Source organism: Variovorax beijingensis (assembly GCF_007828835.1).
Classification (GTDB): Bacteria; Pseudomonadota; Gammaproteobacteria; order Burkholderiales; family Burkholderiaceae_C; genus Variovorax; species Variovorax beijingensis_A.
Genome location: NZ_VIVL01000009.1, coordinates 265,298 through 285,119, shown reverse-complemented (window position 1 = coordinate 285,119; position 19,822 = coordinate 265,298). Strand labels below are relative to the sequence as shown.

Here is a 19,822-nt window from a genome sequence, read left to right as displayed (position 1 = left end):
CAGCCGGCCTCAGGCACAGGCTGAGGCTCCCGTGCTACCTTGCGGCGATGCGATTCGATCTCACCGACCTGCGGCTCTTTCTCCACGTGGTCGAGGCCGGCAGCCTCACGGCCGGTGCGGCGCGCTCGCACATGACGCTGGCCTCGGCCAGCCAGCGCGTGCGCGGCATGGAAGACGCCCTCGGCAGCCCGCTGCTCATGCGCCACGCGCAGGGCGTGCGCCCCACCGAGGCCGGACGTACGCTGCTGCACCATGCGCGCGTGGTGCTGCAGCAGATGGAGCGCCTGCGCGGCGAGCTCGGCGAATACGGCCAGGGCCTCAAGGGCCACGTGCGCTTCATGTGCGGCACCTCGGCGCTGACCGAGCACCTGCCCGAGGTGCTGAGCCGCTTTCTCATGCAGCATCCGCGCATCTCGGTCGACCTCGAGGAGCGGCCCAGCCCGGACACCGTCGACGCGCTGCGCGGCGGCCGCTGCGACATCGGCATCGTCTCGGACGCCATCGACACCGAGGGCCTCGAATGCCACCCGTTCCGCCGCGACGACCTGGTGCTGGTGATGCCGCGCGGCCATGCGCTGGCCGGGCGCCGGCGCGTGATGCTGGCCGAGGTGATCGACAGCGAATTCGTCGGCCTGCCCGCCGACAGCGCGCTGCAGCTGCTGCTCGCGCAGCATGCCCGCGCGCTCGGCAGGCACCTGGCCTATCGCGTGCGCGTGGGCAACTTCGAGGCCGTGTGCCGCATGGTGGAAAACGGCATCGGCGTGGGCATCGTGCCGCAGACGGCGGCCGAACGCTGCGCCCGCTCGATGAAGATCGCGCGCGCCGCGCTCGGCGACACCTGGGCCGAGCGCACGCTGATGGCATGCGTGCGCTCGTCGCAGGAACTGCCGCTCAATGCGCGGCGCATGCTCGAGCACCTGGTGGCGCCGGTGGAACAGGCTGCGGCGAAATAGCCGCAGCGCCCTTCCCCGGGCGGCTCAGCGCGCAGGCGCGGCGAGCAGCTGCGCCATCTTCTGCAGCGCCGCTTCCGGCGTCGGCGCGATGTGGATCGAGCAGGCCAGCATGAGGTTCAGCGGCTGTCCGAAATCCTCCACCGCGATGCCGCTGCCGCTCTCGCGCAGCACCCCGGCGGCATCGGGCGCGCACTGCAGCGCCGCGCGGGCGCGGTCGGCATAGCTGCCCGCAGGCACGCCGTAGGCCACGACCGGAATCTGCAGCGCCACCGCGGCGCCCACCTCGAACACCGTGCCCGAATCGGGCTCCAGGCCGCGGAAGCACGCGAGGTTGGCCACCACGCCGTCGGCGCCGCGAAGGCGCTGCATGTTGGCCTGGTAGATCTGCATTTCCGGCGCCTGCGCACCCGGCTCCTCGTTGCCGTCGGCCGGCAGCAGGGCTGCCAGCCCCAGCGCATCGCAGGCGGCCGCGAGCCGCATGAAGTGCTCCCTGGCGTCGGGGCGGAAGACGTCGGGGCCGGCAAGGTAGATCCGCGGGCGCGCCGGGTTGTCGGGGGATGTGTCCATGAAGGGCACATCTTAGGTTTTTGCGGCCAGCCGTACTACGATGGCACTTCCTCACGACGAAGGAGCCGCCATGCCTCTCTACCTGATCGAGCGCAATTTTGCGGATCAACTCGAGGTCTCGCCCGAGGCCGCGGCCGGCATCATCCGCGTCAACGACGACGTCGGCGTGCGCTGGCTGTATTCGTTCCTCAGCGCCGACAAGAAGAAGACCTACTGTCTGTACGAAGCCCCCGGCATCGAGCCGATCCGCGAGGCGGCACGGCGCAACGGACTGCCGGCTGACGTGGTGATCGAGGTCGGCGAGCTGCGCCCGCCGGCGCTGCCGGCCGACCTCCTGTCGGCCTGAAGTTCATTTCGCCCGCGGGTCGTCCGCCGGATTGACGTAGGTGATGCCCCAGGGCCCGGTGCCGTGCAGCTGCACCACCGTTTCCTCGCTGGTCCAGGCGAAGTGCGGCGTCTTGGGCTGCAGGATCATCATGCCGCCCGCCACCACCGGCATCGACTTCTGCATGTCGAGCTTGTCGCCCAGGCCCATGTGGAATGTGCCCGAAAGCACGGTCACCCGCTCGACGGCCGGATGCCAGTGCGACGGTACCCGGTAGTTGGCCGGCACCTTGAGGCGCACCGTGAAGGGCACGGCCTCGCTCATCGGGCCTTCGATCACCGCGAGCTTCGCGCCGGGCGGCAGCGAGGGAACGTCGGCCCATTTGAGGTCGGCGGGCGAGATCATCTGGTGGTCGCCGGACTGGGCCCAGCTGGTGGCGATGGCCGCGATCAGGGCGGCGCCGATCGCCCAGGCGGCAAATGGCTGGCGTGTCATGGTGAGGTTCCTTTCCTTTCCGTGTCACCGGCGAAGCGCCGCCGGGGCGCAAGCGAGAGCCGCGGCTGCGTCTACAGCCGCACCACGTCGCCCTTCAACGAATAGAGGATCGCGACCACCTCGTTCTTCTCGGCCTGGTCGTAGCCGTTCTTGGTCATGGCCGCGACGATGTCGTCCATGGCGGCGACCAGCTCCTGCTCGCTGATGTTCATGCCCTTGTGGGCCGACACCAGGTCCTTGCCGGTGTAGCACTGCGGGCCGCCGCTGCCGGAGCAGAGGAACTCGACCACATGGCGCTCGACCTCGGCGCGGTTGCTGTTGGCGAAGCGCGAACGGATGAGCGGGTTGGCGTAGTGGTTCTCGACGACGTCGGTGACGAGGCGCTGGATGCGCTCCTCTCCGCCAAGTCGTTCGTACAGGGTTGCAGGCATGGGGCGCACTCCTTCGGGTTGAGGACCCGGCGGCGCCGAGCCCGAGACCCGAAGTTAGGCTTGGGCGCGCGGCCGCGCATCGCCCGAATTGACCATTTCGCGCCGTGCCGCCCCGGCCATCAGGATGGCTCCCGGCCCTCGACCGCGACGCGGTGGCGGTGCGCCCAGGCCGCGGCCTCGGTGCGGCTGCGGCACTCGGTCTTGGCAAGGATGTGGCGCACGTGGTGCGCCACCGTGTGCGGACTGATGAACAGGCGCTCGGCGATCGCCTGGTTGCTGCAGCCGGCGCAGAGCAGCCGCAGAACGGCGAGTTCGCGCCGGCTCAGGCCCTCGGGGGATGCCGACGGCGCCGCGCCGGCGCCCTCGAGTTCGCGCTGCAGCGCCTCGCAGCGCCGCGCCAGGCTGGCCATGCCCAGTTCGCGGCCGAGTGCGAGTGCCGCATCGAGCTGCGTGCCCGCGGCTGCCGCATCGCCGCGCGCGGCCAGCCAGCGCGCCCATTCCAGGCGGCTGTGCGCGAGCCAGGGACGGCCGCCGCAGCGCTCGTCCAGCGCAACCGCGGCCTGCAGGTGCACCGCGGCGTTCGCGTCGTCGCCGGCCAGCGCGGCCAGCATGCCGCGGTAGCGGTCCACGGCGCCGAAGCAGGCGATGTTGGTGCCGGTCACCACGTTGCGGCCGGCGTAGGGTGCGAGCAGCCGGTACAGCAGCGCCGCGCGCGGCCGGTCGCCGAGGCGGGCGCAGACCTCGGCCGCAAAGACGATGTTGGTCAGCCACATGCCGTCGCGCGCAATGCCGGCAAAGCCGTCGCCCGCGAGCGCCTCGTAGGCCTCTCGGGCCGGTTCGTGCAGGTCGAGTTCGGCACAGATCAGCGCGAGACCGGGCTGCCAGAGGCTGTCGCGAGGCACGCTGCCCACCAGCCCGCGCAGCACCGGCAGCACCTCGCCGAGGCGGCCCTGGTGGCGCCGCAGCACGAAGATCTGCAGGCTGTAGGCGCCCTGCGCGTTTCCGGGCAGGAAGCGCTGTCCGATCGTGAAGGTCTGGCCGGCCAGCCGCTCGGCATCTGCGAAGCGGCCCTCGTAGGCGGCGAGCAATGTGAGGCTGGCGAGCCCCATGGCCTGCATGAAGGGCTGGCGGATCGCGTCTGCCACCCGCGCATGGACCTGGGCCAGCGGGCGTGCCGCGGCGAGCTCGCCCTTCTCGACCAGGTCGCCGAAGTACCAGCCGGTCAGCGCGTCGACCCATTCCATGTGGCCGGCACGCTCGGCCACTTCGAGTGCCTCGCGCGCGCAGCGCAGGCGCTCGTCGAGCTGGGTGGGATCGGCGCGCGCCGGCAGGATCGCCGCCAGCGCCTTGAACAGCGGGTGCGGCATCGCCAGCCCGCGCGCCAGCGCGACCGCCTGGTGTTGCGCCGCGTTGGCCTGCGACTGCCGGCCGCAGAAGATGCAGGCGCGGCACAGCGCGGCCAGCAGGTCGACCTGCAGCGCGGCGTCGAAACCGTCCGACGAGGCCAACGCCTCTTCGAGCAGTGCCGCCGCCTGCTCGCCCGGGCGGCTGATGCGCCAGCCGTTGTTCTCGAAGCCGAGCGCCGCCTGCGCGAACAGGTCCGCGTCGCCGAGCGCGCGCGCCAGCGTGGCCGCTTCCAGGAAGGTGGCGGCACTGGCATCGTTCTCGCCGGCGTGCGTCTGCACCGCACCGAGCGCCAGCAGCAGCACGCCATGCCGCGCGCGCGCGGCCGGCAGCCAGCGCTCCTGCAACTGCAGCGCGAGGCGGTAGCAGCGCAGGGCTTCTTCGTGCGCCATCAGCGCCACGGCCCGCGCGGCGGCCTGCTGCGCGATGTCCAGCGCGCGCGCCGCATTGCCCGCGGGCAGGGCCGCGGCCGCGTGGTAGGCGAGCTGCGCCAGCACGGCGTCGAGCCGCCCGGCATGGCGCGCCTCCAGCGACTCGGCGATGCGCCCGTGCAGCGCGACGCGGCGTGCCGCGGGCAGCTCGTCATAGAGCACCTCGCGGATCAGCACGTGGCTGAACTGGTACTGCGGCCCGGGCGGCACGGCCTCGATGACGCGCTGCGCCAGCGCCTCGTCGAGCCTGCCCAGCAGCGTGGCCTCGCTGCCGGCGCCGGCCAGCTCGGCCAGGAGCGGCAGGTCGAAGTCGCGGCCGATGCACGCAGCGATCGCGAGCAGTTCGCAGCACGGCGCCGAGAGCTGGTTGAGCCGCTGGCCGATCACCGCGCGGATGCCGCTCGGCACGGTCCCGGCCCGCGCCGCGGCGGCGTGCGGGTCGTCCCCGCAGGGGCCCTGCTGCAGGAAACGCAGCATCTCGACCAGGTAGAGCGGATTGCCCTCGGTGCGGCGATGCATGGTCGCGATCACGGCGGGCGGCGGCGTCACGGCGCTGGCCGCGGCCACCATCCGCTCGGTTTCCTCAAGGCTCAGGCCCTGCAGCGGCAGGCGGCAGAACTGCCGTGTGTTCAGCAGCTCGGCCAGTGTGGCCGCCAGCGGATGCTGGCGCGACAGGCCGGCCTCGCGGTAGGAGCCGAGCAGCAGGATGCGGGATTCGCCGACGTCCTGGGCGATGAAGGCCAGCAGCCGCAGCGACGATGCATCGGCCCAGTGCAGGTTGTCGAGGATCAGCAGCAGCGGGCGCAGGGTCGCCACCTGGCGCCAGAAATGCGCAACCGCGGCAAACAGCCGGAAGCGTGCCTGGTCGCCCTCGCCGATCGCCGGCACCGCGGTGCCGGGGGGCAGCCGCTCGGCGAGTTCGGGCGCAATCTCGACGGCCGCCGCGGCCTCGCGCCCGAGCAGCGCGGGCAGGCGCTCGTCGCGGCAGGCCCGCAGGCAGGCCTGCATCGCGCGGGTCCACGGCAGGAAAGGCGGCGCACCCGGCTCCTCGAGGCAGCGGCCCCACAGGGTCAGCATGCCGCGCCGCAGGGCCAGCGTTGCCACCTCCTGGGCCAGCCGCGTCTTGCCGATGCCGGCCTCCCCGCTCAGCATGACGACGCGGCCGCGACCGGCCAGCGCCCCGCCGAGCGCATCGTGCGCCAGCTGCAATTCGCCGCGGCGGCCGACGAAGGGCTCGCTCGCGCCCGCCACCGCCGCTCTTGCGGCAGGCGCCGCGCCGCAGGCCGGACATGAGGCATCGGCGTGCAGGCGAACGCGCCCGCAGCGATGACAGCCGATCCGGTCCAGTGTAACCATGCCGCTCCTTGTGCTTGCCGGCCATGGGGCCGGCAAGAGCAAGTCTGCGCGCGGCGGGTGTCTGTAGGACTTAGGACTTACGCGACGGTGGAGGGGGCCGGGAGCCCGGCTCCGGCGGCGATGCCCGGGCATCGCGGCGCGCGCGCAGCACCCACGGCGTAGCCAGCAGGGCCAGCAACCGCACCAGCGCAATCTCCTGCGGCGTCCAGCGCGCGCGGGTGCCCAGCACGTTGAAGGTGGCCGCGCATCGGCCGTCTTCCAGCAGCGGCACGTTCACCACCGCGCGCAGGCCCAGCGTGGCAATGAGCGCATGGTCGTCGAACACCTCGGCCAGCGCCGCCTCGCCTTCGCCGACGAAGACCTCGGCGCGCAGCAGCAGGTGCTGCGTCCAGCGCGTGAGCGTCTTGCGCTTGCGGCCGGCCACCGGATAGGCCTGCGGGTCGGACGACCAGAGGCGCTGCAGCTGCACTTCGTCGGGCGGATCGTCCGGGGCCGTCGCGTTCAGGTTCACCGTGAGAAGCCCCGGGCCGAGCAGCGCGCGGCGCGCCGACTCGATGTGCCCCAGCGCGGCGTCGACCGTGGCGGCCCGCGGCAGCGCGTCGCACAGCTGCTCGCACACCTCGACGGACAGCACCTCAGTCAAGCTTGATCCCGAGGTCCCGGATGACCTTGCCGTAGCGCTCGGTGTCCCTGCGCAGCGCCGCAGCCAGCTGCTCGGGCGTGCTCTTCACCAGCTCGACGCCGATCGCATCCATGCGGGCGCGCACTTCGGGCACCGCCAGCGCCTTGTTGATCTCGGCATTGAGCCGCGTGACCAGCTCGGCGGGCATGCCCGCGGGTCCGAACGCGGCGTACCACACGCTCATCTCGTAGCCGGGCAGCGTCTCGGCGACGGTGGGCGTGTCGGGCAGCAGCGCGGAGCGCCTGGGCTCCGTCACGGCCAGCAGGCGCAGCTTGCCCGCCTTGACGTGCGGCAGCGTCTGCGTGCCGGCGGAGAACAGCACCTGGGTCTGGTTGCCCACCGTGTCGAGCACGGCCGGCGCGCCGCCCTTGTAGGGCACGTGCAGCATGTCGATGCCGGCCGCCTTCTTGAACATCTCGGCGCTCAGGTGGTTGGTGGAGCCGCCGCCGGCCGAGGCGTACGCCAGCTTGCCGGGGTTGGCCTTGGCGTAGGCGATGAATTCGCGCAGGTCCTTCGCCGGCACCGAGGGGTTCACCACCATCGTGTTGATCACGTTGGCCACCAGCGCAATGGGCGTGAAGTCCTCCGCGCCCTTGAAGGGCATGCCGGGCATCAGCGCGGGATTCATCGCGTGCGTGCTCATCGAGCCGATCAGGAGCGTATAGCCGTCGGGCCTGGCCTTGGCGACGAAGTTGGAGCCGATGTTGCCGGAAGCGCCGACGCGGTTGTCGACCACCACCGGCTGGCCCATCGACTTGCCGAGCTGCTCGGCAATGGCGCGCGCCAGGATGTCGGTCGAGCCGCCGGCGGCCCAGGGGACGATCAGCGTGATCGGCTTCTCGGGGTAGGCGGCCGGTGCGGCCTGCGCGGCGCATGAGAAGGCCAGCAGAAGCAGGCCCCGCAAGGCACGTTGGAGCATGGTGATGTCCTTGGAACGAAGGTGAGGAAGTTGAAGCAAAGGCGGTGGAGATCAGCGGCCCACGGCATAGCCCTGCATGCCGCGCGGATTGGCGCCGGCGCGCAGCACCAGCCGGCCCTGCGCGTCATGTTCGCGGCTGCAGGCGGACATGCGGCTTTCGGACCAGGCATCGCCGACCTGCACCTGGTGGCCCATTGCGCGCAGCTGTTCGAGCGTCTCGGGGTCGAAGCGCGATTCCAGCGTCAGCGTGTTGAGCGTGGTCTGGCGCGGCCAGAAGGAGCCGGGGGCGTGCTTGACGTGCCAGGCCGGCGCATCGATGGCTTGCTGCAGGTTGAGGCCGTGCACCGCATGGCGCAGGAAGAAACCGACCGACCACTGGTCCTGCTGGTCGCCGCCGGGGGTGCCGAACGCCATGTAGGGCTCGCCGTCGCGCAGCGCCATCGACGGCGACAGCGTGGTGCAGGGTGCGACGCGCGGCTCGAGCGAGCTGGGCAGCCCTTCGTCGAGCCAGCTCATCTGCAGCCGCGTGTTGAGCGCAAAGCCCAGCGCCGGAATCGCGGGGCTCGAGGACAGCCATCCGCCCGAAGGCGTGGCCGCGACCATGTTGCCGTGCCGGTCGATCACGTCGATGTGGCAGGTGTCGCCCACGAAGATCTCGCGCTCCGCCCATTCGGCGACCGGCGGCAGCGCGGCGAAGGTGGGCTCGCCGACGCCGAAGCGTGTGTCGGCCGTGCGCAGGGTCCGCGCACTCACGTCCAGGTCGGGCAGGCGCGGCGCAAGGCCGAGCGGCTCGCCTGGCCGCAGCGTGTCGGACGCGCGCTCTGGATCGACCATGGCCCAGCGTTCGCGCAGATAGGCGTCCGACAGCAGCGCCTGCTGCGCATCGGCGCGCGCGCCGGACGCCGCGCCATACCACGCCAGCCGGTCGGCCAGGGCCAGCTTGGCGGCCTCGGTGATGCGGTGCACGAAGCCTGCCGTGCCGGGCAGGTGATGCTCGAGCCCCGCGTGGCGCAGCATGCCGATCTGCTGCAGGAACGCCGGCCCCTGGCTCCAGAAGCCGCACTTCGCGACCGTGTAGCGGCCGAACTGCGCCGTGAGCGGCGCCTCGGTGGCAACGCGCCACGCGGCCATGTCCTCGTAGCGCAGCAGGCCGGCATGCGCCTCTCCGCTGCTGTCGCGCACGGCGGTGCCGCGGCAGTAGCTGTCGATCTCGCGCGCCACGAAGCCCTGCTGCCAGATGCGGATTGCCGCATCGATCACGCCGGTGCGGCCGCTGCCTTCGCGCTCGGCGGTCTCGACGATGCGGCTGTAGGTGGCCGCCAGCGCCGGCAGCCGGAACAGCGAACCGGGCTGCGGCAGCTTGCCTCCAGGCAGCCACACCTTGGCCGACGAATGCCAGTGTTCGAGGAACAGGCCGCGCACCGCAAGAATGGCCTCGGCGGCGCGCGACACCAGCGGAAAGCCATCGCGCGCATAGCCGATCGCCGGTGCCAGCACCCCGGCGAGCGACCAGGTGCCGTGCTCGCGCAGCATGGTAAGCCAGGCGGGGAACGCCCCCGGCACCGTGGCCGCCAGGAGGCCGATGCCCGGCACCTGCTCGAAGCCGAGCGCGCGGAATGCCGCAGCGCTGGCCTCGGCCGGCGCGCAGCCCTGTCCGCGGATGGCGTGCATGCGCCGCTCGCGTTCGCTCCACAGCAGGATCGGCGCCTCGCCGCCGGGGCCGTTGAGATGCGGCTCCACCACCTGCAGCACGAAGCCCGCGGCCACGGCGGCGTCGAAGGCGTTGCCACCGCGTTCGAGCACGCCCATCGCGGTCTGCGAGGCCAGCCAGTGGGTCGAGGAGGCAACGCCGAAGGTGCCGGCGATTTCAGGACGGGTCGTGAACATCCGGCCGAGTGTAGAAACAACGAATAGCGGCCACTGCATATTTTCTGATGAATGCATGCATCTATTGCTATACCTCTCGCATAGGATGGCGGCATGCCGGCGCCGACACTGCAACACCTCACGCCGCGGCTCAAGCTGCGCCACTTCGCCCTTCTCGCGGAGCTCGAGCGCCAGCGCTCGGTCAGCCGCGCGGCGCAGCATCTCGGCCTGAGCCAGCCCACCGTCACGCGCGCGCTCGGCGAGATCGAGAACATCTTCATGACGCCGCTGTTCACCCGCGGCGGGCGCGGCTTGGAGCCCACGGCCGCGGGCCTGCTGGTGCTGGCGCGGGCACGGGTTGCGCTGGCCGATGCGCAATCGCTGGGCGAGGACCTGGCAGCGCTCGGCACGGGGCTGCAGGGGCGGCTGCGCATCGGCGTCATTCCCTTTCTTTCGGGCGTCACGCAGGACGCCGTCTGGCAGCACCTGCTGGCGGTGCGGCCGCGCCTGGGCTTCATGGTCGAAGAGGCCACGACCCATGCGCTCGTCCAGGCCGTGCAGGCGCGCACGCTGGACTGCGCGATCTGCCGCTTCACGCCGGCCAGCGCCGAAGCCGGGCTGGCACAGCAGTTCCTCTACAAGCAGGAGCCGCGCCTCGTGGTGTCGCGCGCGGCCGCCCAGCGGCTGCTGCGGCGCGGACTGGACTGGGAGGCCTTCGTGTCCCTGCACTGGATCTTCCCGCCGGCGGACACGCCGATCCGCCAGATGATCCATTCGATCTTCGCCTCGGCCGGACAGCCGGTGCCAGTGCCGCTGCTGGAGGCCTACGCGCACAAGACGCTGGTGTCGGTGCTGCGGCACATGCCCGATGCGATCACCATCCTGCCCGACGACATTGCGCAGGAGGTGGCCGATGCGAGCGGCGCCCGCGTGATGCCCCAGCGCCTGCAGTGGAATCTGCCGCCCGTGGGCGTGGTGCGGCTGCAGGATGCGGCCAACGCGGCCGTCGTGGATGCGATGACCGAGGCGCTTCGCAGCGCGCGGCCCTAGCGGCTGGAAAGCGCCTGCGCCGCCTGGGCCAGCCCGGCATCCGCCTGGCTGCGGAACTCCCGCGGCGTGACGCCGTTCTGCAGCCTGAAGCGGCGGGCGAAGTAGACCGCGTCGCCGAAGCCGCACTGCCGCGCGATGTCGCCGATGCGGGCGTTCGACGTCACCAGCAGTTCCTTCGCGCGTTCGAGGCGGCGCTCGGTCACCAGCTCGGTGAAGGTGCGCTGGGTCTGCTTCTTGAGCAGGTGCGCAAGGTAGTTGGGCGAGAGCATGGCCGCCGCCGCGGCATCGTTGAGCGACATCTCCTCGGCCAGGTGCTCGCGCACGTAGCGCATCACGCGCTGCAGCGCAGCGTGGCCCGCGCTGCGGCCACCCTGCAGCGCCGCCTGCGCGAGCAGCGGCCCCTCGTGCCGGTGGCAAACCAGCGCCATCAGCTGCAGCAGGATGCCGCGGATCGCGCCCACGGTACCGAAGCGCCGCTCCCGGTTCAGCGCGGCGAGTTCATCGAGCCATTCGAGGATGCGCGCGAAATCGGCATCGCCGAAATGGAAGTCCAGGCACTCCTGGAACAGGAAGGGCGCGAGCTCTGGCTGGCGCGCGGCCGGCACCTCCTCCAGGTCGAGCGCCTCGACCGCCAGCTCGGGCCAGAGAAAGCCCTGGTCGAAGTTCACGATGGCATAGCGCGCACCGGGCGGATGCGGCACCACGTGCACGCGATACGGCAGCACGAAGCTCAGGTGCCCCGCGGTGAACGGGCGCACCGCGCCGCCGATCACCTGCTGCGAGCCGCCGTGGATGCTGACCTGGATCTGGAAATACTCGTGCCGGTGCGGCCGCGCCAGCACGTCGCGCGCGCCTTCGAAGCGGATGTCGAAGTCGAGGTGGTTCGCGCGCTCCTGCATGCCGTAGAGGCGCAGGCTGCTGGATGGAAGGGCCGACATGGCGCGATAGTAAGCCCCAGCCCAGGCTGGCCCTGCAGGCGGCCCGGTGTTGCCTGCGTCCTGTTTTTGCGTAGATGCGTACGCACGCACCGCCGCAGCGCGCTCCAGAATGGCCCGGCCGGCTGCGGCCGGCCTTCATCGCCTTTCATCAAAGATCCAGGAGACAAAGACCATGTCCAATTCACGACGCGGCCTGCTGGCCGGCTCCGCCGCCGTGGCCGCCAGCGCCATGGCAGGCTGCGCGCTGCCGGCCGGCGGCGCATCGCGCTCGGCGCCCACGCCGTTCACGGTGGCGCAGGCCACGGTGCCGATCGCCGGCAGCGAGCAGGCGTTTCCGGTGCGCCGCATCTACTGCATCGGCCGCAACTATGCGGCCCATGCGCGCGAGATGGGCTCCGACCCCAGCCGCGAACCGCCCTTCTTCTTCCAGAAACCGGCGGACGCGATCCAGGTCGTCATGCCCGGCACCGTGGCCGACCATCCGTACCCCACGTTGACGAAGAACTACCACTACGAGGTGGAGCTGGTGGTCGCGCTCGGCAAGGGCGGCCGCAACATCGCGGCGGCGGATGCGCTGGACCTGGTCTACGGCTATTCGCTCGGGCTGGACATGACCCGGCGCGACCTGCAGCGCGAGATGGGCGACCAGAAGAAGCCCTGGGAGATCGGCAAGAGCTTCGACCATTCGGCGCCCATCGGGCCGATCCATCCGGTGTCCAAGGTCGGCCACTACAGCGACGGCGCGATCTGGCTCAAGGTGAACGGCCAGACCAAGCAGAATGCCACGCTCAAGCACATGATCTGGTCGGTGGCGGAGCAGATCAGCCGCCTGTCGCAGGCCTTCGAGCTGATGCCCGGCGACATCATCTATTCGGGCACGCCCGAGAACGTGGGCCCGGTGGTGCGCGGCGACGTGATCGAGATCCACATCGACGGCCTGCCGAACCTGTCGGTGCGCATCGTCTGAAGGACGAGCGTGGCGCTCAGAAGGTGTGAAGGAACCGTCGCGAGCGCCCCGAGCTTGCGTCGAGGACCGGAGCCGTACTCGCGTACGGTGAGGACCGCAGATGCGAGATCGGGGTGCGCAGCAGGTTCATTCACACCTTCTCAGCTGCCGGCCACTTTCATGCGGTTGACCAGCACCGAGCCCGTGGTCTTGGCGCCGAAGGTGTAGGCATCGGCGCCGATGGCCTCGATGCCCATCAGCATGTCCTTCAGGTTGCCGGCAATGGTGATCTCGTGCACCGGGAAGGCGATCTTTCCCTTCTCGACCCAGAAGCCGCTCGCGCCGCGCGAGTAGTCGCCGGTCACGTAGTTCACGCCCTGCCCCATCAGCTCGATCACGAAGAGGCCGGTGCCGAGCTTGGCGAGCATCGCGTCGAGGTCGTCGCCGGGCTGGGTGAGGCGCGAGCTCAGGATCAGGTTGTGCGAGCCGCCGGCGTTGCCGGTGGTCTTCATGCCCAGCTTGCGCGCGGAATAGGTCGAGAGAAAGTAGCCTTCGAGCCGGCCGGCATCCACCACCTTGCGCGCACGGGTCGCCACGCCCTCGTCGTCGAAGGGCGAGCTGCCCTTGCCGCGCAGGATGTGCGGGTCTTCGGCCACGTCGACGTGCTTGGGCAGCACCGGCTTGCCGAGCGAATCGAGCAGGAAAGTGCTCTTGCGGTACAGCGCCCCGCCGCTCACGGCCTGCACCAGCCCGCCCAGCAGCCCGACGGCCAGCGGCGACTCGAACAGCACCGGGCATTCGGTGGTCTTGATCTTGCGCGACTTGAGCCGGCTCAGCGCCCGTTCGGCGGCATAGCGGCCCACCGCCTGCGGGCTGGCCAGTTCGTCGGCCGAGCGCATGGAGCTGTACCAGGAGTCGCGCTGCATGTCGTCGCCCTTGCCGGCGATGGGCGCGACCGACATCGAATGCCGCGAGCTGGCGTAGCCGCCGCGGAAACCGTGGGTGTGGGCACTGAAGAAATGGCTCTGCTGGGCCGAGACGCCCGCGCCTTCGCTGTTGGTGATGCGCTTGTCGGTCGAGAGCGCCGCCTCTTCGCATTCGAGCGCGAGCCTGGCCGCTTCTTCGCTGGTCACGCTCCAGGGATGGAACAGGTCGAGTTCGGGGTGTTCCCTGGCGATGTCTTCCTCGTCGGGAAGGCCGCTGACCGGGTCTTCGGCGGTGAAGCGGGCGATGTCGTAGGCCGCCTGCACGGTCTGGGCGATGGCGGCCTCGGAGAAGTCGGAGGTGCTGGCGTTGCCGCGGCGGTGGCCCACGTAGACCGTGATGCCCAGCGACTTGTCGCGGTTGCGCTCCACGTTCTCGAGCTCGCCCTTGCGGACCGAGACGCTGAGGCCGCAGCCCTCGGAGGCCTCGGCGCCGGCATCGGTGGCACCGAGCTTCTTGGCGTGGGCCAGGGCCGTGTCGACCAGGTTTTCGAAGAAGGAGCGGCTGTAGGCGAAGCCGGAATCGGCGCGCGAGGAAGATGTCGTCATGTGGTGGCTATGATACTTGCGCCCCCCAAATCCCGTTTTGCCCCGGCTTCCCGTTGCGCATTGCACGCGTTGCAACGCCGCACGGTGCGGCCCAGAATCCACCCCATGTCCCGCAAACCCAAAAAAGGCTATTTCGTCCGTGGCCAGTTCGTCGCCGAAGGCAGCGAGCTCGACCTCGAGCTCAAGCGCGAGCTCAAGGGCACCGACGAAGCCAGCCGCACCGATCTCAAGCGCGAAAGCGATGAACTGCAAAAGCTCGGCACCGAGCTGCTGGGCCTGCGCGCCGGCCTGTTCGACGCGCTGCCGCTGGACGAAAAACTGGTCGACGCCGTCGCCGAAGCCAAGCGCATCACCAATTTCGAGGGCAAGCGCCGCCAGATGCAGTTCATCGGCAAGCTGATGCGCAAGCTCGAACCCGAGGTGCTCGAAGCCGTGCGCGCCGCCCTCGCCGAGCAGAACAGCGTGCCAGCGGCCGAAACCGCCGCGCTGCACGAGGCCGAACGCTGGCGCGACCGGCTGATTGCCGACGACGATGCGCTGGGCGGCTGGATCGAGACCCACCCCGCCACCGATTCCCAGCAGCTGCGCGCCCTGGTGCGCCAGGCCCGCAAGGACATGAAGGCCGGCCCGCCCGGCGAGGCGCCGCGCCAGGGCAAGGCCTACCGCGAGATCTTCCAGCTGGTGCGCGCGCAGCTCGCGGTGCACGGCGGTGCAGACCACGCTGCGGCGGCGGCCGCGCAAGACCGGGAAGAGGACGCATGAGTGCCCCGTCTTTCTCCCTCCCCTCCCGGGGGAGGGCCGGGGTGGGGGCAAGCGGCGCCACCATCGGGCGCTCTGCGCGCCCCCATCCCAACCTTCCCCCGGAAGGGGAAGGAGCAACACCATGACCACACCCGCCCCCGTCCGCATCGGCATCGTCTCCATCAGCGACCGCGCCTCCAGCGGCACCTACGAGGACAAGGGCCTGCCCTCGCTGAAGGAATGGCTAGCCCGGGCGCTGAAAAACCCGATCGATTTCGAGGCCCGGCTGATCCCCGACGAAGCGGCCCTCATCAGCGCCACGCTGATCGAGCTGGTCAACGCCGGCTGCTCGCTGGTGCTGACCACCGGCGGCACCGGCCCGGCCCTGCGCGACGTGACGCCCGAGGCCACGCTGGCCGTGGCCCACAAGGAAATGCCGGGCTTCGGCGAGCAGATGCGCCAGATCAGCCTGCGCTTCGTGCCCACCGCGATCCTTTCGCGCCAGGTGGCGGTGATCCGCGACAAGAGCCTGATCATCAACCTGCCGGGGCAGCCGAAGTCGATCGCGGAAACGCTCGAAGGACTCAAGGACACCGAAGGCGTGCAGGTCGTGCCCGGCATCTTCGCGGCGGTGCCCTACTGCATCGACCTGATCGGCGGACCGTACCTGGAGACGGACGACACGGTCTGCAAGGCCTTCCGGCCCAAGTCGGCCATCAGGCGCTGAGCGGGCCGGCCTGATCATCATCATCGCGCCGGTGCGCGATGCGATAGAGCAGCGGCAGCACCAGCAGCGTCAGCACGGTCGATGACAGGATGCCGCCGATCACCACCGTGGCCAGCGGGCGCTGCACCTCGGCGCCGGTGCCGGTGGCGATGGCCATCGGCACGAAGCCCAGCGACGCGACCAGCGCAGTCATCAGCACCGGCCGCAGCCGCGTGAGCGCGCCTTCGCGGATCGCCGCATTGAGCGGCAGCCCGCCTTCGCGCAGTTTGCGGATGAACGAGATCATCACCAGCCCGTTGAGCACCGCCACGCCCGACAGCGCGATGAAGCCCACCGCCGCCGAGATCGACAGCGGGATGCCGCGCAGCCACAGCGCGACGATGCCGCCCGTGAGCGCGAACGGAATGCCGGTGAACACCAGCAGCCCGTCCTTCAGGTTGCCGAACATCGCGAACAGCAGCGTGAACACCAGCAGCAGCGACACCGGCACCACCACCTGCAGCCGGTCGGTGGCCGACGCCAGGTTCTCGTACTGGCCGCCCCATGCGGTCCAGTAGCCCGGCGGAATGCTCACCTTGCGCATCGCTTCCTCGGCCTCGGCCACGAAGGAACCGAGGTCGCGGCCGCGCACGTTGGCGCTCACCACGATGCGGCGCTTGCCGTCCTCGCGACTCACCTGGTTCGGGCCCGGCGCAAGCTCCAGCGTGGCGACTTCGCCGAGCGGGATGAAGCTGGCGCGCTGCGGCGCCTGCGCGCCCGCGCCCACGGGCAGCGCCACCGGCAGGCGCTTGATCGCCTCCAGGTCGGTGCGCAGGTCCTCGGGCAGCCGCACGATGATGCCGAAGCGCCGGTCGCCATCGAACAGCGTGCCCGCCTCGCGCCCGCCCACCGCGATGGAGACCGCGTCCTGCACATCGCCCACGTTGAGGCCGTAGCGCGCGGTCTTGCCGCGGTCGATGTTCACCGTGAGCATCGGCAGGCCGCTGGTCTGCTCGACCTTCACTTCGGCGGCGCCGGGGATCCTGCCCAGGGTTTGCGACACCTCGGCCGCCGTCTTATCCAGCACCTCCATGTCGTCGCCGAAGATCTTCACGGCCACGTCGCTGCGCACGCCCGAGATCAGCTCGTTGAAGCGCAGCTGGATCGGCTGCGAGAACTCGTAGTTGTTGCCCGGCAGCTTCTCGACCTCTTGCTGCACGGCAGCCAGCAGTTCGGCGCGCGTGCGGCGTGGCTCGGGCCACTCGCTCTCCGGCTTCAGCATGATGTAGCCGTCGGAAATGTTCGGCGGCATCGGGTCCGACGCGATCTCGGCCGTGCCGGTGCGCGCGAACACGCGCTCGATCTCCGGGAACTTCGCCTTCAGCGTGCGTTCGATCTGCTTCTGCATCTCGACCGACTGCGTGAGGCTGGTGCCCGGGATGCGCAGCGCCTGGATCGCGAAGTCGCCCTCGCCGAGGCTCGGCACGAACTCCGTGCCCAGGCGCGTGGCCAGCAGGCCCGAGAGCAGCACCGCCACCACCGCGATGGTGATGACCAGCGGCCTGGCCGCCATCGCGCGCGCCAGCAGCGGTTCGTAGCCGCGCCGGGCCCACTGCATCAGCCGGTTCTCCTTTTCGCTCACCTTGTGGCCGATGAAGAGCGCCACGGCCGCGGGAATGAAGGTGATCGACAGGATCATCGCGCCCAGCAGCGCGATCACCACGGTGAAAGCCATCGGGTGGAACAACTTGCCCTCGACGCCCGCGAGCGCAAAGATCGGCAGGTACACGACCATGATGATCAGCTGGCCGAACAGCAGCGGGCGCCGCGCCTCCTGCGAGGCCGCGAACACCTCGTGGAAGCGGTCGCTGCGCGTCAGCGCCCGCCCATGCCTGGCCTGCGCATGGGCGAGGCGCCGCACGCAGTTCTCCACGATCACCACCGCGCCGTCGATGATGATGCCGAAGTCCAGCGCGCCCAGGCTCATGAGGTTGGCGCTGACCTTCTGGTTCACCATGCCGGTGAAGGTGAAGAGCATCGACAGCGGAATCACCAGCGCGGTGATCAGCGCCGCGCGCAGGTTGCCGAGGAACAGGAACAGCACGGCAATCACCAGCACCGCGCCCTCGAACAGGTTCTTCTTCACCGTGGCGATGGCCTTGTCGACCAGCACCGTGCGGTCGTACACGGTGACGGCCTTCACGCCCGCGGGCAGCGTGCGGTTGATCTGCTGCATCTTTTTGTCGACCGCCTGCGAGACGGTGCGGCTGTTCTCCCCGATCAGCATGAACACCGTGCCCAGCACCACCTCGCGGCCGTTGTCGGTGGCGGCGCCGGTCCGCAGTTCCTGGCCGATGCCGACCTCGGCCACGTCCTGCACCCGCAGCGGAATGCCTCCGGCGTTGCCCAGGATCACGTTGCCGATGTCCTCCACCGACTTCACCTGGCCCGGCGCGCGGATCAGGTACTGCTCGCCGCGCTTCTCGATGTAGCCCGCGCCCACGTTGGCATTGTTGCGCTCCAGCGCGAGCACGATGTCGCTCATCGTCAGGCCGTGCGCCAGCAGCTTGGCAGGGTCGGGCGCGATCCGGAACTCCTTGGCGTGGCCGCCGATGGAATTGATCTCGGTCACGCCTTTCACGTTGCGCAGCTGCGGCTTGATGATCCAGTCCTGGATCTCGCGCAGGTCGGTGGGCGTGTAGGGCTTGCCGTCGGCCTTCTTCGCGCCCTCTTCGGCCTCCACGGTCCAGAGATAGATTTCGCCCAGCCCGGTCGAGATCGGCCCGATCACCGGCGAGATGCCGCTGGGCATGTTCTCCCTCGCCGACTGGATGCGCTCGTTCACGAGCTGCCGCGCAAAGTAGATGTCGGTGCCGTCCTCGAAGATCACCGTCACCTGCGAGAGGCCGTAGCGCGACAGCGACCGGGTCTGCTGCAGCCCCGGCAGGCCGGCCATCACCGTCTCTATGGGGTAGGTCACGCGCTGCTCGGCCTCCAGCGGCGAATAGCCGGGCGCGGCGGTGTTGATCTGCACCTGCACGTTGGTGATGTCGGGCACCGCGTCGATCGGCAACTTCTGGTAGCTGAAGATGCCGAGGGCCGCCATGCCCAGCACGGCCAGCAGCACCAGCCAGCGCTGCTCGATGGAAAACCGGATGACTCGTTCGAACATGCGGCGTCCTCAGTGGGTGTGCGTGGCAGAGCTCTTGCCCTGCTGCGACTTCACGACGAAGCTGCCGCTCGCGGCATGGGCCGCGCCGGGCGCGAGGCCGCTCAAGACCTCGATGCGCCGGCCGTCGCTGCGGCCGGTCTGCACGTGCCGCGGCAGGAAGCCGCCCGGCACCTTGAGGAAGACGGTGGGCTTTTCCTCCACCGTCTGCACCGCGTCGGCCAAAACCGTCACCGGGGCCTCTGCCTCCGACGAAACGAGTTCCACATTCACGAACAGCCCGGGCCGCCAGACCCGCTGCGGATTCGTCACCGTGACGCGCGCCGTGGCGGTGCGCGTCTGCGCGCCGATCAGCGAGCCCACGTAAGACACCGTGCCGCTGGCCGCCTGCTCGAATGCGCTGGAGCGGATGGTCACCGGCTCGCCGATGCGCACCAGGTTGAGGTTGTTCGCGGCCACGCTGATCTCGGCCCACACGGTCGAGAGATCGGAAATGGTGAAGACGCTGGCGTCTTCCTTCACCGATTCGCCGAGCGAGATGTGCTTTTCGACCACCATGCCGTCGAAGGGCGCACGCAGCTCGTAGCGGCCCAGGGCCGAAGAAGCGGGCGCAGCGCCCAGCGCCAGCAGCTTCTGGTTCGCATTGGCCACCGCGATCTGCGCCTCCTGCATGGCCTGCTGGGCCTGCAGGTAGTCCTGCTGGGCCGAGATCTTCTCTTCCCAGAGTTTCTTCTCGCGCTGGTAGGTGGTGCGGGCCAGCTCGAGCCGGCGCTGCGCCGACTGAAGCTCGCTGCGCTGCTCCGAAAGCGTCGGGCTCGACAGCACGGCGAGCACCTGCCCGCGCTTGACCTCCTGCCCGAGCTTGGCCGGTACGCTCTCGACCACGCCCGCCACGCGCGGCACCACGTGGGCCGTGCGGTCTTCGTTGAACTTGATCTCCCCTGGCAGCTGCAGCGACGACCGGATGCGCGCCGGGGCGGCGCTTTCGATGGCCATGCCGGCGGCCTGGATCTGCGCGTCGGTGAAGGCGATCTTTTTCTCTTCTTCCTTGTGCTCCTCGCCGGCGTGGCCCCTGGCTTCGCCGTGACCGTGGCCGTGTTCGTCCTTGCCCTCGGCGCCGCCTTCCTCATGGTGCTCGCCATCGGCATGCCCCTCGGCTTCCGAATGCCCGGCGGCTTCGGGCGTGGACGGCGCGGTGCGCAGGATCATTGCGCCGGCTGCCAGGCCCACGACCAGCACGGCCACGATGGCCGTCCACTGCTTCTTGCCGACGCGCTCGGCGAAGGTCTTGCGTTCTTCTTCGGTGTTCAT

17 protein-coding genes are annotated in these 19,822 nt (G+C 70.2%); 6 read left to right on the top strand and 11 right to left on the bottom strand.

All coding sequences use genetic code 11. The features are described 5' to 3' along the window. The first annotated feature begins 47 nt into the window (after nt 1-47). Nucleotides 48-953: a LysR family transcriptional regulator gene (locus FB547_RS24475; protein ID WP_145746246.1), complete on the top strand. Its 906-nt coding sequence runs from the start codon at nt 48-50 to the stop codon at nt 951-953. 24 nt (nt 954-977) lie between these two features. On the opposite strand, the gene FB547_RS24470 is transcribed toward FB547_RS24475, so the two are convergent. Continuing rightward, nucleotides 978-1,520 (bottom strand): nucleoside 2-deoxyribosyltransferase, encoded by a 543-nt coding sequence (locus tag FB547_RS24470; RefSeq protein WP_145746245.1) that lies wholly within the window; start codon nt 1,518-1,520, stop codon nt 978-980. A gap of 70 nt (nt 1,521-1,590) precedes the next feature. On the opposite strand from FB547_RS24470, the gene FB547_RS24465 reads away from it, so the two are divergent. Continuing rightward, on the top strand, nt 1,591-1,866 hold the full coding sequence (locus tag FB547_RS24465; protein WP_145746244.1) for a DUF4242 domain-containing protein: 276 nt from the start codon (nt 1,591-1,593) through the stop codon (nt 1,864-1,866). A gap of 3 nt (nt 1,867-1,869) precedes the next feature. Here FB547_RS24465 and FB547_RS24460 read toward each other — a convergent pair whose 3' ends face one another. The 6 genes from FB547_RS24460 to FB547_RS24435 all read right to left on the bottom strand — a co-directional run bounded on the left by FB547_RS24460 (nt 1,870) and on the right by FB547_RS24435 (nt 9,450). Then, entirely contained in the window at nt 1,870-2,340 is a 471-nt protein-coding gene (locus FB547_RS24460; RefSeq protein ID WP_145746243.1) for a cupin domain-containing protein, read from the bottom strand. A gap of 71 nt (nt 2,341-2,411) precedes the next feature. After that, complete coding sequence (locus FB547_RS24455) at nt 2,412-2,771, bottom strand: group I truncated hemoglobin (protein ID WP_145746242.1); 360 nt, start codon at nt 2,769-2,771, stop codon at nt 2,412-2,414. Between the two features lie 119 nt (nt 2,772-2,890). Next, the gene (locus tag FB547_RS24450) at nt 2,891-5,962 is read right to left on the bottom strand and encodes a helix-turn-helix transcriptional regulator (protein ID WP_145746241.1); all 3,072 of its coding nucleotides are present in this window, start codon (nt 5,960-5,962) and stop codon (nt 2,891-2,893) included. Nucleotides 5,963-6,032: 70 nt separating this feature from the next. After that, nucleotides 6,033-6,596, bottom strand: coding sequence for a GAF domain-containing protein (locus FB547_RS24445; RefSeq protein ID WP_261380375.1), 564 nt, complete (start codon nt 6,594-6,596; stop codon nt 6,033-6,035). Between the two features lies 1 nt (nt 6,597). Continuing rightward, nucleotides 6,598-7,563, bottom strand: a complete 966-nt coding sequence (locus FB547_RS24440) for a Bug family tripartite tricarboxylate transporter substrate binding protein (protein WP_145746240.1) — start codon at nt 7,561-7,563, stop codon at nt 6,598-6,600. Nucleotides 7,564-7,614: 51 nt separating this feature from the next. Beyond that, nucleotides 7,615-9,450: a gamma-glutamyltransferase family protein gene (locus tag FB547_RS24435; RefSeq protein ID WP_145746239.1), complete on the bottom strand. Its 1,836-nt coding sequence runs from the start codon at nt 9,448-9,450 to the stop codon at nt 7,615-7,617. A 93-nt stretch (nt 9,451-9,543) separates the two neighbouring features. Here FB547_RS24435 and FB547_RS24430 point away from each other — a divergent pair, with 93 nt between their 5' ends. Continuing rightward, nucleotides 9,544-10,479, top strand: a complete 936-nt coding sequence (locus FB547_RS24430) for a LysR family transcriptional regulator (RefSeq protein ID WP_145746238.1) — start codon at nt 9,544-9,546, stop codon at nt 10,477-10,479. Here FB547_RS24430 and FB547_RS24425 read toward each other — a convergent pair. Beyond that, nucleotides 10,476-11,378, bottom strand: a complete 903-nt coding sequence (locus FB547_RS24425) for a helix-turn-helix transcriptional regulator (protein WP_145746267.1) — start codon at nt 11,376-11,378, stop codon at nt 10,476-10,478. The genes FB547_RS24430 and FB547_RS24425 overlap by 4 nt on opposite strands. A gap of 211 nt (nt 11,379-11,589) precedes the next feature. On the opposite strand from FB547_RS24425, the gene FB547_RS24420 reads away from it, so the two are divergent. Further along, complete coding sequence (locus FB547_RS24420; RefSeq protein ID WP_145746237.1) at nt 11,590-12,384, top strand: fumarylacetoacetate hydrolase family protein; 795 nt, start codon at nt 11,590-11,592, stop codon at nt 12,382-12,384. Nucleotides 12,385-12,524: 140 nt separating this feature from the next. On the opposite strand, the gene pmbA is transcribed toward FB547_RS24420, so the two are convergent. After that, nucleotides 12,525-13,895: a metalloprotease PmbA gene (pmbA, locus tag FB547_RS24415; RefSeq protein WP_145746236.1), complete on the bottom strand. Its 1,371-nt coding sequence runs from the start codon at nt 13,893-13,895 to the stop codon at nt 12,525-12,527. A 105-nt stretch (nt 13,896-14,000) separates the two neighbouring features. On the opposite strand from pmbA, the gene yjgA reads away from it, so the two are divergent. Beyond that, nucleotides 14,001-14,657: a ribosome biogenesis factor YjgA gene (gene yjgA / locus FB547_RS24410; protein WP_145746235.1), complete on the top strand. Its 657-nt coding sequence runs from the start codon at nt 14,001-14,003 to the stop codon at nt 14,655-14,657. Between the two features lie 121 nt (nt 14,658-14,778). Further along, nucleotides 14,779-15,363, top strand: a complete 585-nt coding sequence (mog, locus tag FB547_RS24405) for a molybdopterin adenylyltransferase (protein WP_145746234.1) — start codon at nt 14,779-14,781, stop codon at nt 15,361-15,363. Here the strand turns inward: mog and FB547_RS24400 are convergent. Together FB547_RS24400 and FB547_RS24395 are read right to left on the bottom strand one after the other, a co-directional pair. Further along, complete coding sequence (locus FB547_RS24400; protein WP_145746233.1) at nt 15,353-18,514, bottom strand: CusA/CzcA family heavy metal efflux RND transporter; 3,162 nt, start codon at nt 18,512-18,514, stop codon at nt 15,353-15,355. The two genes, mog and FB547_RS24400, sit on opposite strands and share 11 nt — an antisense overlap. Before the next feature lie 9 nt (nt 18,515-18,523). After that, nucleotides 18,524-19,822 (bottom strand): efflux RND transporter periplasmic adaptor subunit, encoded by a 1,299-nt coding sequence (locus tag FB547_RS24395; RefSeq protein ID WP_145746232.1) that lies wholly within the window; start codon nt 19,820-19,822, stop codon nt 18,524-18,526.